The organism is Methylomarinum vadi, assembly GCF_000733935.1.
Lineage (GTDB): Bacteria > Pseudomonadota > Gammaproteobacteria > Methylococcales > Methylomonadaceae > Methylomarinum > Methylomarinum vadi.
Window position 1 is genome coordinate 872,952 of the sequence record NZ_JPON01000001.1, and the last position, 13,481, is coordinate 886,432.

General features: G+C 47.8%; 15 protein-coding genes. 6 read left to right on the forward strand and 9 right to left on the reverse strand.

Features of this window, described 5'->3' with window-relative positions; translation table 11 throughout:
• Nucleotides 1-13: 13 nt before the first annotated feature.
• A complete protein-coding gene (locus EP25_RS0104490; protein WP_031432787.1) occupies nucleotides 14-1,189 on the reverse strand; it encodes an NnrS family protein in 1,176 nt (391 codons plus the stop codon).
• Nucleotides 1,182-1,985 carry a ferritin-like domain-containing protein gene (locus EP25_RS0104495; RefSeq protein ID WP_031432788.1) on the reverse strand — a complete coding sequence of 268 codons (804 nt, stop codon included), beginning with the start codon at nucleotides 1,983-1,985 and terminating at the stop codon, nucleotides 1,182-1,184. Before EP25_RS0104495 ends, EP25_RS0104490 begins: the two co-directional genes overlap by 8 nt.
• 8 nt (nucleotides 1,986-1,993) lie before the next feature.
• On the opposite strand from EP25_RS0104495, the gene EP25_RS0104500 reads away from it, so the two are divergent.
• Complete coding sequence (locus EP25_RS0104500) at nucleotides 1,994-2,473, forward strand: VanZ family protein (protein WP_031432789.1); 480 nt, start codon at nucleotides 1,994-1,996, stop codon at nucleotides 2,471-2,473.
• On the opposite strand, the gene rpoS is transcribed toward EP25_RS0104500, so the two are convergent.
• The 3 genes from rpoS to EP25_RS0104515 are packed head-to-tail and all read right to left on the reverse strand — an operon-like array spanning nucleotide 2,411 to nucleotide 4,660.
• Nucleotides 2,411-3,391 (reverse strand): RNA polymerase sigma factor RpoS, encoded by a 981-nt coding sequence (rpoS, locus tag EP25_RS0104505; protein WP_031432790.1) that lies wholly within the window; start codon nucleotides 3,389-3,391, stop codon nucleotides 2,411-2,413. The genes EP25_RS0104500 and rpoS overlap by 63 nt on opposite strands.
• Nucleotides 3,392-3,435: 44 nt before the next feature.
• A complete protein-coding gene (locus EP25_RS0104510) occupies nucleotides 3,436-4,146 on the reverse strand; it encodes a peptidoglycan DD-metalloendopeptidase family protein (protein WP_235185839.1) in 711 nt (236 codons plus the stop codon).
• Nucleotides 4,147-4,189: 43 nt separating this feature from the next.
• Nucleotides 4,190-4,660, reverse strand: a complete 471-nt coding sequence (locus EP25_RS0104515) for a DnaJ domain-containing protein (RefSeq protein ID WP_327036944.1) — start codon at nucleotides 4,658-4,660, stop codon at nucleotides 4,190-4,192.
• Nucleotides 4,661-5,329: 669 nt separating this feature from the next.
• On the opposite strand from EP25_RS0104515, the gene mobB reads away from it, so the two are divergent.
• Together mobB and moeA are read left to right on the forward strand one after the other, a co-directional pair.
• On the forward strand, nucleotides 5,330-5,857 hold the full coding sequence (mobB, locus tag EP25_RS0104520) for a molybdopterin-guanine dinucleotide biosynthesis protein B (RefSeq protein WP_031432793.1): 528 nt from the start codon (nucleotides 5,330-5,332) through the stop codon (nucleotides 5,855-5,857).
• Nucleotides 5,854-7,098: a molybdopterin molybdotransferase MoeA gene (gene moeA / locus EP25_RS0104525; RefSeq protein ID WP_031432794.1), complete on the forward strand. Its 1,245-nt coding sequence runs from the start codon at nucleotides 5,854-5,856 to the stop codon at nucleotides 7,096-7,098. The genes mobB and moeA overlap by 4 nt, the downstream gene beginning before the upstream one ends.
• A gap of 23 nt (nucleotides 7,099-7,121) precedes the next feature.
• Here the strand turns inward: moeA and EP25_RS0104530 are convergent, their stop codons facing one another.
• Genes EP25_RS0104530 through EP25_RS0104540 form a run of 3 tightly spaced genes read right to left on the reverse strand, consistent with a single transcriptional unit; the run spans nucleotide 7,122 to nucleotide 9,352 of the window.
• A complete protein-coding gene (locus tag EP25_RS0104530; protein ID WP_031432795.1) occupies nucleotides 7,122-7,865 on the reverse strand; it encodes a DUF3581 domain-containing protein in 744 nt (247 codons plus the stop codon).
• A gap of 24 nt (nucleotides 7,866-7,889) precedes the next feature.
• Nucleotides 7,890-8,213 carry a rhodanese-like domain-containing protein gene (locus EP25_RS0104535; protein ID WP_031432796.1) on the reverse strand — a complete coding sequence of 108 codons (324 nt, stop codon included), beginning with the start codon at nucleotides 8,211-8,213 and terminating at the stop codon, nucleotides 7,890-7,892.
• On the reverse strand, nucleotides 8,204-9,352 hold the full coding sequence (locus EP25_RS0104540) for an aminotransferase class I/II-fold pyridoxal phosphate-dependent enzyme (RefSeq protein ID WP_407661358.1): 1,149 nt from the start codon (nucleotides 9,350-9,352) through the stop codon (nucleotides 8,204-8,206). The genes EP25_RS0104535 and EP25_RS0104540 overlap by 10 nt, the downstream gene beginning before the upstream one ends.
• Nucleotides 9,353-9,473: 121 nt before the next feature.
• On the opposite strand from EP25_RS0104540, the gene dksA reads away from it, so the two are divergent.
• The 3 genes from dksA to acs are packed head-to-tail and all read left to right on the forward strand — an operon-like array spanning nucleotide 9,474 to nucleotide 12,783.
• Nucleotides 9,474-9,905: an RNA polymerase-binding protein DksA gene (gene dksA, locus EP25_RS0104545; protein WP_031432798.1), complete on the forward strand. Its 432-nt coding sequence runs from the start codon at nucleotides 9,474-9,476 to the stop codon at nucleotides 9,903-9,905.
• Nucleotides 9,906-9,908: 3 nt separating this feature from the next.
• Complete coding sequence (gene gluQRS, locus EP25_RS0104550; protein WP_031432799.1) at nucleotides 9,909-10,802, forward strand: tRNA glutamyl-Q(34) synthetase GluQRS; 894 nt, start codon at nucleotides 9,909-9,911, stop codon at nucleotides 10,800-10,802.
• 43 nt (nucleotides 10,803-10,845) lie between these two features.
• Nucleotides 10,846-12,783, forward strand: coding sequence for an acetate--CoA ligase (gene acs / locus EP25_RS0104555; protein WP_031432800.1), 1,938 nt, complete (start codon nucleotides 10,846-10,848; stop codon nucleotides 12,781-12,783).
• 186 nt (nucleotides 12,784-12,969) lie between these two features.
• On the opposite strand, the gene EP25_RS0104560 is transcribed toward acs, so the two are convergent.
• Nucleotides 12,970-13,401 carry a hypothetical protein gene (locus tag EP25_RS0104560; RefSeq protein ID WP_031432801.1) on the reverse strand — a complete coding sequence of 144 codons (432 nt, stop codon included), beginning with the start codon at nucleotides 13,399-13,401 and terminating at the stop codon, nucleotides 12,970-12,972.
• Between the last annotated feature and the right edge of the window lie 80 nt (nucleotides 13,402-13,481).

Consider the following 13,481-nt stretch of genomic DNA (forward strand, 5'->3'; position numbering starts at 1 on the left):
CTCGAGAGAGAAATCAACCTTCCTTACCGTCGATTCTGGGAGTCGTCAAAATCGGGCTGTAATAAAGCGCAAACAGCGAAAAGGCCGCCAACCAGCAATAAGTGGAAAGCATAATCAAGTTTCCATACCAATTTGGAAATATCGAAGGCAAAACCGCGCGAAACATCGCGGCCAAATTGATCAAAACAAAAGCGAACGCCATTGCATTGGAAACCCGCAAAACCCGACCGGTATGCCCCAGCGAAACCCGGGCCATCATTCCGAGAGTCAACACGCCGATTCCGCCCACGGTAAAGGTATGTATCGCCAGGCTCGGCGCCACAATCTGATAGGCCGCCAGGCTCAACATTACGAAACCCAGCATAACCCAGGCATAGCCGATATAAAGCACCCATAGTAAAGGCACAAACCAAATCCGGGGATCATACCAGCCGAGCGCCCGGGTAACATTCAGCAACAAGGCGGCAACCGCCGCCAGCGTTAAATACCCCCCCGACACGCCGGCAAGCAACAGGATAAAGACGGTTAACGTCGCGGCGATCGCCAACGAATCGAGCAGCGGATTTTTGATGGCGATGACGCCCTTCAGTCCCCTTTCGGTAAAAAATGGAAAAACGCGGCCTGCTATCACCAGGATCATGGTAATGATAACCGCCACTACCAGATTCAAGCCCATCCAAGCGGTATTTTCGCTGAACCCCAGAATTTCACCATGAACCAAACCGTTTCCTATCGTCATAATCAAAAGCAACGCAACAAAGCCCAAATTTTTATAAAGACCTGCTCGTAAAATCGGTTGACCGACGAAATAAGCCAACAGGGGAAGAAAGGAAAAATCGATCAGGGCAATCAACGGATCGGGCAGCAGTTCAGAATAAAATGGGACAATTCGACCGTAAATCCATAGAAAAAACAGCCCCGCCAAGCGATCGTAAGTCACCGTTTGTATACCGGTCCAGTTTCTTACTGCAGTCAACAAAAAGCCTGCAATCACCGCTACGGAATAGCCCAACAACATTTCATGGGCATGCCAGTATGTGGGCGAAAAATAATTGTCGGTTTTGAGGGAACCGTCAAAAACGGATGTCCATACCGCGATCAACAGTAAGGCGGACAATCCCGCCAATGCAAAAAAAGCCCTGAACCCCATGGCAAATAATGGGTAATTAAAAACCGGTGTTTTATTCATTTGCTCCACTTTCCAGCCACTCTATTTCTTCGTTCGAGAATCCAGCAATTATACGCATTTCTCGGTTAAAAGGCCCTTTCGGTTTGCCTTTGAAATACTTTCCCAGTAATACACGATAACTCTCCTTCGGATCACGACCTTGCTGGCGGCAAAAAAACTTAAACCAATAAGAACCCAGCGACACATGCCCGATTTCATCCTCGAGTATCCTGGCGAGTATCGTCACGCTGGTTTGATCCCCCATTTGCTTAAACTTGTCGATCATCGCAGGCGTGACATCCAACCCTCTCGCCTCCAAACAGCGGGGCACCAAGGCTAGGCGTGCCAATAAATTTGCGGCGGTATCGACAGCATGGTCCCACAAACCGCTATGAGCGGGAAGGTCGCCGTAATCAATCCCTAAGACCGACAAATGCTGGCGTAACATGGCAAAATGCTGCGCCTCCTCGTCGGCAACGCGCAGCCAATCGCGGTAAAATTGTTCGGGTAAACCGCGAAATCGATAAATAATGTCCCAAGCAAGATAAATGGCGACGAACTCGATATGAGCCAAGGCATGAAAAAACGCCGCCTTTCCTTCACGAGTGCTAAGTTTACGCTGCGGCATAGCCTTTGGGGCCAATAATTGCGGTCGACCGGGAAACACCACGTGATCGATCGGCAAAACGTCATCGACTGAAGCGAATGACAGGCGTCCAGTATTGGCGCTTTCGAGCGCATGATGCGTTAACGCTATTTTTTCATCGACATCCTTTCGCTGCAAACACCATGCGGCGATAGTAAAAATATTTTCCATATTTCAGAATGTTAAAACGAATCGATTTTTCATTATTGCTTTCTTATTGCTCACTGATTTACTACTTGTCAAACCAACCCGTCATCAAAGTACCCATGTTTTTTACTCACCAGGACAAGCTACATCATTTTGGCGCTTATTTTTTAATGGGCATTCTGGCATGGCGCTGCAGTGCCTCTTTGAACAATGCGGCCATTATAAGATTTTTTCTGACCTTCGGGTTTTGCAGTATATATGGTGCGTCGGATGAATGGCATCAATCCTTTGTGCCGGGAAGAGAGTCGGATATTTGGGATTGGTCGGCCGATGCAGCCGGGGCGCTGAGCGCAGCAATCTGGTTGCTGCTAATAAACAATCGGCAGTTAAACCTAAAAAGAAGACAAGCCGGCTTGAAAGCCGGCTTTGATGTCGCTAGAAAACAGAAATCAATGAAAGATGGATTCGAACGAGTAGCCGCCGATCTCAAGAATTTCCTTAAGCCTTTTTAGCGCATCCATTTGAATTTGCCTGACCCGCTCTCTGGTAACCCCTAGTTCCTGAGCGACCTGCTCCAAGGTGGAGTGCTCATAGCCACAGAGACCATAGCGTCGACAAATCACTTCGCGCTGTTTTTCGGATAACTGGTGAATCCAATGAGTGATATTATCCTTCATGCCGTCTTCTTGAATAATTTCCGTTGGCGAAAGGCTTTGTTCATCGCTAATCGAATCAACCAAAGGTTTATCGAAATCCTTTCCGCCCGGCACGTCTACCGAAGTGACGCGTTCATTCAGTTTCAGCATTTTATTAACGGTTTTAACCGGTTTATCGAGATAATCGGCTATTTCCTCGGCCGTCGGCTCGTGATCGAGCTGCTGGGTTAAAGAACGTTGCGCTTTCAAATACACATTCATTTCTTTAACGATATGAATCGGCAAACGGATCGTTCGCGTTTGATTCATGATGGCCCGCTCAATGGTTTGCCTTATCCACCAGGTCGCGTAGGTGGAAAATCTAAATCCGCGATCCGGATCGAATTTTTCTACCGCCCTGATTAAACCGAGATTGCCTTCCTCAATCAAATCCAGCAACGGCAATCCACGATTCAGGTAACGCCTAGAAATTTTTACAACAAGACGCAGATTACTCTCAATCATCACTTTACGAGCCTGCGCATCGCCCCGCTGGGCCCTTTTCCCGTAGAGCTTCTCTTCGTCTGCAGTTAGCAATTGAGATTTACCCAGTTCATTCAAATAAACACGGGTCGCATCGAAATTACTATCGTTATATGAATCATTGGCGTCGATATCGCTTATTTTGACATCGTCTTCCAAATCTTCTTGTTCGTCATTCAGACTATATGGAGTGTAATCGGACATATTCATGCCTGACTCTTTTGTCATTACATCAATCAGTTCTTCCGTCATTTTAACCCCCAGATCAATCGGCTGTCACACCATGGTCTTAACATCTACTTTGTCGGCAAATAATCCACTGGATTTACCGGTTTCCCTTTTTTTCTTATTTCGAAATGTAATGAAGTTTGCGAGCCCCCCGCTTTGCCAACTTCTGCAATGGTCTGGCCTTTACTTACCGTTTGCCCTTCCTTAACCAGCAATCGGCGATTATTCCCATAGGCGCTCAGATAAAGAGAATTATGTTTAATGATCAACAAATTCCCGTAGCCAACCAAGCCATGCCCACTGTAAACAACCTTACCAGCCGCCGCTGCTTTTACCGGTTGCCCCAATGAACCGCCTATATCGATCCCTTTCTTTCCCGTCTGAGAAAAACTTTTCAAGACCTTTCCCTTAATCGGCCACTGCCAGTGCAACTTTAACACTTTTTTCTTATCGTTTGAAAATGTTGGACTTTTTTGTGATAGGTTTCTCGTTTTTTTGATACTCCTATGCCCTGTACCTTTTTTTGCGGCAGTACTAAGCTTTTGTTTAGGCTTGAATAATTTTATTTTTTGGCCTACGTACAAGCGATAAGGCGGATAAATTTTGTTCCACTTAGCCAGACGTTTGTAACCATGGCCTGAACGGAAACCGATCGCATATAGAGTATCTCCTTTCTTGACCGTATAGTATTGTTGGGATTTTGGAATATCGCGATAGTAATTCCTAACCGGCGCATAATTTCCATTGCCGGCACAACCGGTCAACAACAATGTCAGCATAATTAGAATCGTCTTAATTGCTAACATTCGCCATGACATGATCTTATGAATCTAACAATATTTTTTTGGCTAGGTTTATTTGCGCCGCCAGGAAATCGGAGCCACCTCGATCGGGATGAACTTTTTGCATTAATTTTCGATGTGCCTGAATAATTTCCTGTTCGGTCGCCCCCGGTTTCAAACCAAGAATCTCATAGGCCTGAGATTTACTCATTCCTTGGCTTGGTGCCCTCCCTCCCTGATGACTGGATGTTTTATTCTTCGTTGAATTGAACCATATCCAGAATCGCTGTAAATGTGGCGCATAACGCAATAAAACCGGAAACATTCTAGCGAACGAGGCGAATAAGACGCCGAGCAGCGCAAACAGCCAATTCAATTTGCCAACCAGCGCCAAAATCAGCAACAAAACAGCAGCAACAACTATACCGGTTTTTTTCATGTATTCGATAATAACCGTCGGTGGCGTTCTTAAAAACCATCGCATTAATAAGAAAACCAGGATGATCAACACCAACAGCAAATAGATCCGTATCAAAAAAACCTCCTGTATCTGTTTGAAAATGATTAAAAACTGACTTAAAGGCCTCGCGCTTTAAGATACATTCCAGTCACGACCATCAAGTCTGAACGACAATCAGCCAAGTATGCAAGCTTTACGCCTTCAGTTATGATATTTTAAATGCTTGGACATGAAATTCCTTTGAAAATCGAAAAAAACCGTCTGCTGCCGATTCACCGCAACAGTAACTGCTCTAATTGATATCTCAACCCATCAGCTTTTGTCACTACGGAAGTCAGAAATATTATCTTAGCCCAGCCTTGTGACTGAAATGCCATAAAAAACATAAGTTATTGATTATAAAATATAAAGAATTACTCCACTTTTCATATTTGCAGTGCCATAAAATTTATTTTTATTTAATTATCGAATACTTAAAATAAATGCCCATGAACTTACTGCAGACTTGTTACCCGTTAGCTTTTCAAGATACGGCGTGAATCCCTCCCTGGCAACTAGCAACTCCTGCTTCACGCCGCACTGACACATCCATGTGTGGCGTAGCCTTGACGACAACATCTGACACAGGTAACCGGTGGATTGTAAATAACCATTTAAAATATTACCCACAAAGCTAGGTTAGAATAGGCAATCATTTGTCGAAAGTAACAGCTTCATTCCATGGATAACGCCAAATCTCCCCTACTTGGTTTCGCCGCTTTTAGTGGCACTGGAAAAACCACGCTGCTCACCCAACTGATCCCACATTTAACAAAAACGGGGTTAAACCTTGGCATCATTAAACAAAGCCATCATAATTTCGAAATCGATAAACCCGGAAAAGACAGTTACCGCCTCAGATCTGCCGGCGCCAATACCGTGATGCTGGTATCGCCCTATCGCCGCGCCATCATCACTGAGTTTAATCCGACTATCGAACCTAAACTGGACGACCAATTAAAAGTGTTGGACCAGTCTTATTTGGATTTGATTTTGGTAGAAGGCTTTAAGCGCGAACAATTTCCGAAAATAGAATTGCACCGACCGATTTTAAAGCATCCTTTGATTTACCCTAACGACCCTTCGGTGATAGCCATCGCCTCTGATCAGCAAATCACTAGACCAGCCAACCTAAAGCTTTTGGATCTTAACGACATTGCCATGATTGCCGACTTTATTATCAACCGTTTCATTCGAATCTCTTCATGAAAGACGATTGCAACCCCAATGACGTTTCACTGCTGAGCGTCGAACAAGCCTTACGGCAAATCCACCACGCTATTTATCCGGTTTCAGATCAGGAAAAACTCCCCTTAAGCAAAGCCTTCGGGCGCATTCTGGCGGAACCGGTCACCTCCCCGATCGATATTCCGCCGAATCGAGTTGCGTCGATGGACGGATATGCATTGTCCAGCAACGATATCATCGATAAGGCTTCTTTCAGCTTAACGAACGTCGGCATATCCTGGGCGGGAAAACCTTTTGCAGGCAATATAAAATCGGGCCAATGCGTCAGAATCCTTACCGGGGCCGTATTACCGAATGACGCCGATAGCGTAGTCATGCAGGAAATAGTTGCCGTAAAAGGTGAACACGTCGTTTTTCCACCTCAAACTCAAGGTTTGCAAAATATCCGAGCAGCCGGCAGCGACATTATGGCCGGCAGCGAATTATTAGCCGCCGGTAAAATGATTAACGCCTGCGAATGCGCTTTATTGGCATCCGCGGGCATTCACGAAGTTGCCGTCAAAAGAAAGCTCAATCTCGCTTTTCTTTCGACCGGTAATGAACTGACGGCAATCGGGACGCCACTAGAAAAAGGACATATTTATGACAGCAACCGATACGCTTTGGCCGGCCTATTGAAGGACGAACGATTCAATGTCTCCGACCTCGGCGTCATCGGGGACGATAAAGCAAGACTACAACAGGTGTTGGTGGAAACCTCGCACCGTTATGACGCGATCATCACGACCGGTGGCGCTTCCGTGGGTGACGCGGACTATATCCACGATATTCTTGAACACTGCGGCCAAGTTAACTTATGGAAAATTGCCATGAAACCCGGTAAACCGCTCATTTTTGGTAAAATGAACGAGTGTTTGCTGTTCGGTTTGTCCGGCAACCCTGTCTCGGCGATTGTCATGTTTCAGCAAATCGTACACCCCGCCCTTCAATATTTGTCCGGCGCCGCACCACGAAAAACGCTGCGACTGAAGGCTACATGCATCTGCAAACTGAAGAAATCGCCTGGCCGACAGGAATATCAGCGCGGCATTCTGACCCAGCTGGACAATGGTGAATTCGTCGTAGACAGCGCCGGACGGCAGGACTCTCATCAATTGAGCGCATTGAGCAAAGCCAATTGTTATATCGTCTTGCCTGCCGAATGCAATGGCATCGAGGCCGGACAATTGGTTGTAGTGGAGCCTATGACCAGCAAAATCTGACTAGAAGAACGAGACGCGGCTTTTTAGCACGCTAGCTGTCGTCTGTCGATATCAGGCAGATGCGCGAAATACTTTTCTTTTCTGGCCAGATAATTATCGACAAACTGCTGCATAGGCTCGGCTTCGAATGGCCTTAATCCGCTAATCGCCAGCTTTTTATAACCGGAACCGACCACGTCTTCACCCTCCATGATTTGAAAATGCAACCGGGCCGAACCTCGCTTACCGCTCACTTCCAATTCCGGCTGCAACATATTCAACCGTGGATTGGCGAAATTCAGAGTCGTAAATTCCACTGTCATGCTGTCATAAATCACCAAGGGTCTTTCGAGATTGATCATGACATTTTCTTTTTCCAGCAAGGGTACTAGCACATAAGGAAAATTTTGACCTGAAAACGCCACGTAATCACGCACCAGGGCTTCGATCACCTTTTCATCGCGGTTTACCGTGCCGCTCTTCTCGACTTGTAAATAGGTCTTCTGGCTGTTATCGGTAATATCGAAACATTCGCTATCGGTATCGGGAAAATTCAGCTTGACCCCGTGCCCCACCATGCCGGCAAAGGTAAAGTTCATTTTCTCGCTCAAACCATATTTCTCCAATACCAAGGAAAAAAGCAAGTCTCCAGGCACGCAGAAGCGCTTGGAATCGGGGTCATGCAGGGGATTGAAATCGCCGGCAACTTCTTTCGCGAACAAACTGGCCTGTTGCGCATCAATACTGATGCTTCCGTCAGAAATCGAATAAAACTCTCGTAAAAACATGATTGCCTTTCTTTATTGTAATTATTAATATCGAGGCATCGACTCGTCACAAGCCACGGACCACGCATCGATACCGCCCGTCAAATTATATACTTTGTCGAATCCGCACCGGTCGAGATAAACCGATGCCTGCATGCTGCGGACACCATGGTGACAAATCACGACTATTTCTTGCTTTGCGTCCAATTCGTTAACACGCAATGGAACCAGACTGAGCGGAATCGATAGACTGCCTTCGATATGCGCATAGGCAAATTCATGAGGTTCCCTGACATCAAGCAACAACAAATCCTCATGGTTGTCTAGTTTTTCCTGTAATTCCGTAGCTGACAATTGCGTTATCGGCATATAAATCGTTCCAGTCTCTGCAAAGCTTCAGCCATTCTAGCGATTGATGCGGTATATGCAAATCTTATGAAGAAATTATTATTTTGGCCAAAATCCTTACCCGGCGTCACCGCGACACCTTCCGTCTCCAACAATTCAGCGGCAAAGCGGAAGCTATCATCGGTAAACGCCCGGCAATTAGCATAGATATAGAATGCTCCTTCCGGTTTACACTCAATTTCGAACCCTAATCGAATCAGGTTTTCGTAGAGAAAGTCACGACGTTCGGCAAATTGCTGCCTTCTCCACTCCAACACTCGAAGGTTTTCGGGTAAAAAAGAGGCCAAGGCCGCATACTGGGAATGGGTCGGAGTGGCAATAAATATATTTTGCGCCAATCTTTCGGTAGGGTCGATAAATTCCTCCGGAACGACCAACCAGCCGACACGCCACCCTGTCATGCCGAAATACTTGGAAAAACTATTGATCACGAAAACATCGTCGCTAAATTGCAAGGCGCTGGCGGCGGGATCGCCGTAAACCAAGCCGTGGTAAATCTCATCCGAGTAAAAACAGCCTTGCAATGACTGGGTTTGCCGAATTGCCTCTCGCAACGCTTCATTGGTGATCAGCGTTCCGGTCGGATTCGAAGGCGACGCTATCATGACGCCCTTACAGTTTTCTTGCCAATTCCGCCGAATCAATTCCGCATTTAATTGATAGTGGGAATCCGCTGCGACATTGACAAAGCGCGTTTGTCCGCCAAAAAGTTGCACAAAATTATCATTACACGGGTAACAGGGGTCGGCCATCAGTATCTCTTCGCCGGGATTCAGCGTGACGCCCAAGGCCAATAAAAAAGCACCGGAAGCTCCCGGCGTGATAAATACCCGTTCCTTGGCGATCGTCACGCCATAGGTATCCCGATAATATTGCGCGATGGCTGCGCGCAATTCGGGCAATCCTGCCGCAGCAGTGTATTTTACCTCACCCTGTTTAATGCAATTCTGGCCTGCCTCGACGACCGCCGGGGGCGTAGGAAAATCGGGCTCCCCGATTTCCATGTGTATGATATCCTTACCTTGTTGCTCTAATTGCTTGGCCCTTTGCAACAAATCCATGACGTAAAAGGGCGATATTCCCTGCATTCTCTTTGCCATTAATGAGCGCATTAATAATGTTCCTGTGAAATTTAACCGATAAATAATAACAAATTTCTTGCTAAGGCTAAGCTATTCTGATAAAAATTTGCGGTTTTTAGAACTAGCTAGGAGTTAACGGATGACCGATTCTAAAGCTGATGTCAATCACTTCAGTTTTAAGCCTTATGAAGAGAAAGAAGGCGAAGAATACATGAATGAGGCTCAATTGAAACACTTTGAAGCCATTCTCAGAAGCTGGAAAAGTGAATTAATGCAAGAGGTTGACCGTACCGTCCATCACATGAAGGACGATGCCGCCAACTTTCCCGATCCTAACGACAGAGCGACACAGGAATCCGAATTCAGTCTGGAATTGAGGACCCGCGATAGAGAACGCAAACTGATCAAAAAAATCGACGAATCGCTGAAGGCGATTGAATCAGGCGATTACGGTTATTGCGAAACCTGCGGTATTGAAATCGGCATAAGGCGTTTAGAAGCGCGCCCGACTGCCACGCTGTGCATCGACTGTAAAACATTGGATGAAATTAGGGAAAAGCAAGTAGGTTAAATCCTGTCCGGCTCTGCAACCAAGCACTATGTCGGCCGGTTTGCGCCTTCGCCAACCGGTCCCTTGCATCTCGGCTCTCTATATACCGCCCTGGCCAGCTATCTGGACGCCCGCAGTCAGCACGGCTATTGGTTATTAAGAATCGACGATATCGATACGCCGCGTAACATACGGGGGGCTAGCGAACGAATCATACGTGATTTGGAAAAATTTGGCTTGCACTGGGACGAGCGCGTTTATTACCAGAGTGAGAACCTGGCGCGATATTTCGACATCATCACGCAACTATCCGAACAACAACTCCTTTACCGCTGCACCTGTAGTCGCAAATCATTGGCGGCATTAAATCCGCACAACCCGGTTTATCCGGGCATCTGCCGCCACACCTGCCCCGACCCGGCTAAACCAGCGGCCTTGCGGCTCAAAACCGAAGATATCGAAATCAACTTTGCCGACCGGCTGCAAGGCCTGATCAGACAAAACCTGAGCCGCGAACTCGGCGACTTCGTCGTGCAACGCAAAGACAACATAGTCGCCTACCAACTGGCCGTGGTAATCGACGATTATCAGCAAGGAATCACCGATATCGTCCGCGGTTTCGATTTATTGGATTCCACGCCCCGGCAAATCTTCATTCAGCAATTGCTCGGCTATTCCCGGCCCCGCTATATGCATGTCCCACTGATTGTCGACGAACAAGGGGTCAAATTGAGCAAACAAACCCATGCGGAAGCGGTCGACACGGAAAAGCCGGAGAAGACTCTATATCGTTTGCTAAGATTGTTAAGGCAAGATCCACCGAAAATTTTATTGAAAGCCCAAGTCGAAGAAATTCTGGAATGGGCCGTCGCCCGGTGGAACCCTCAACATTTGAAAAAAATCCGTGCAATCCATTAAGGAATTGACTAATGTAAAAATATTACGGAAGCCAGGATCACCCATGTCAGAACACAAGATTTATCCCATCAACCCCATCGTTGCCGAACACGCTCATATCGACAGATCGAGCTATCAGGAACTTTACCGACAGTCGATTTCTGAACCCGAAAAGTTCTGGGCGGAACAGGCGAAGAATTTCCTGGATTGGCATGAACCGTGGGAAGAGGTTTTGTCGTTCGATTTCCCCCGGGGGGAAATCAACTGGTTTAAAGGCGGCAAGCTGAATGTGAGCGTCAATTGCCTGGACCGCCATTTAGAAAACAAGGCCGACCAGATCGCCATTATCTGGGAGGGCGATGACCCAACTAAAGATAAAAAAATCACCTATCGGCAATTACATGAGCAAGTGTGCAAATTCGCCAATGTCCTGAAGGCACAAGGCGTCAAGAAAGGCGACCGCGTCTGCATTTACTTGCCGATGCTGGCCGAAGCCGCCGTAGTCATCCTGGCCTGTACCCGGATCGGTGCAATCCACTCGATCGTCTTCGGCGGTTTTTCCGCCGATTCACTGAAAGACCGTATTCTCGATGCCGATTGCGAATATTTGATTTGCGCCGACGAAGGCTATCGCGGCGGCAAAACCGTACCATCCAAGGTCAATGCCGACAAAGCCGCGGGTCAATGCCCCAACCTGAAACGTGTGATCGTCATTCAGAACACAGGTAACGACATTCCTTGGAATGAATCCCGCGATCTGTGGTATCACGAGGCGATGAAAGAGGCCTCCGCCGACTGTCCCGCGGAAGCCATGGACGCGGAAGACCCGCTTTTTATCTTATATACATCGGGCTCCACGGGTAAACCCAAGGGCGTGTTGCATACGACCGGCGGATATTTGTTGTATGCCGCGATAACCCATAAATATGTTTTCGACTATCATGATGGCGATATCTATTGGTGCACCGCCGACATCGGTTGGGTCACCGGCCATTCCTACATTATTTACGGTCCGCTCTGTAATGGCGCGACTACCCTAATGTTCGAAGGAGTACCCACATATCCGGCTCCCGACCGGTTTTGGCAAATCGTCGACAAACACCAGGTCAATATTTTCTATACCGCGCCGACCGCTATTAGGTCATTGATGGCGCAGGGCGACGATTTCGTCAAACGCACCGACCGCAGCAGCTTGCGTTTGCTGGGCAGCGTCGGCGAACCGATCAACCCCGAGGCCTGGGAATGGTATTATCACCTGGTCGGCAGCGAGCGATGCCCGATCGTCGATACCTGGTGGCAAACCGAAACCGGCGGCATCCTGATCACCCCGTTGCCCGGCGCGACGGCATTGAAACCCGGCTCCGCCACGCTGCCCTTCTTCGGCGTCAAACCGGAAATCCTCGATAACGAAGGCAATGTATTGCAGGGCGAAGCCGAGGGTCTGCTCGTCATCGGCTTTCCCTGGCCTGGGCAATCGCGCTCTGTTTACGGCGATCACGGCCGTTTCGTCGACACTTATTTCAAGAATTTTCCCGGTTATTACTTCACCGGCGATGGCGCTCGCCGCGACAAGGACGGTTACTATTGGATCACCGGACGAGTCGACGATGTGATCAACGTATCGGGGCACCGCATGGGCACGGCCGAAGTGGAAAGCGCGCTAGTATTGCACGACGACGTCGCCGAAGCCGCCGTGGTCGGCTATCCCCACGATATAAAAGGACAAGGAATCTACGCCTACGTCACGTTGAATGTCGGCGTCGAACCCAGCGAGGAGTTACGCCAGGAACTAATCCAATTGGTTCGCGACGAGATCGGCCCCATTGCCCATCCCGACATCATTCAGTGGGCTCCCGCCCTACCCAAGACCCGTTCCGGCAAGATCATGCGCCGTATCCTGCGTAAAGTTGCCGCCAATGAGCTAACCAATCTCGGCGACACTTCGACGCTGGCCGACCCTGCCGTGGTCGATGAAATTATCGACCATCGGATGAATAAGTGAAAAATAAGATTCAAGTATATGGCTATGAACAATATTCAGGCTAAAAGAATGTCCCTATTGAGTTAGCCAGACTGTCGACGGCAGTGATCACTGTCGTCAAGGCCACCGGGAGGTTGTTTACGCCGTGTCTTGATCGCTTAATAGGGACAGCTGATCTTCCTTAAAAGCATTTTCAAATAAAGAAAGCTATTGGCTTTCTAAAACCTTTTTCAGGACCTCCTTCACATCAATCTTGAACTTCAGTCTCGCTCGTTCGCCGGCTTTTCCGCTATAGCCGGCCCCGATATACCAATCCACGCCGCACACCTTGGGCAGCATCGAGCATCGCCCTGTCACCACAAGATGTTCGCCTTGCAACCGATAAGTCAACGGCACGCAGTCGTCCCGAACGATCTCGCCCGTCAACGTGAGATCGATGCGTTGATCGAACCTCTCATAATATAGCGAGTCATCCTGCCCATCTAATTCGGCCAGCAATACCGAAGCGCCCTCCCGTTGTCCGTAGAGGAGACAGCGGCAATGCCGCAAATCCCGCAGCAACTGTTCGGCCAGTATTGGATGTCCGAGACGTTCGCGACTATTTTGCCTCAACGACTCTAATCCATGTAACTGTTTCATTTTAGCTTTTCCTTATATATATCGATTTTTAGTGGCGTTGTGGCATTAAAATGCCATTAGTTTTAAAATAAACCGTTTTG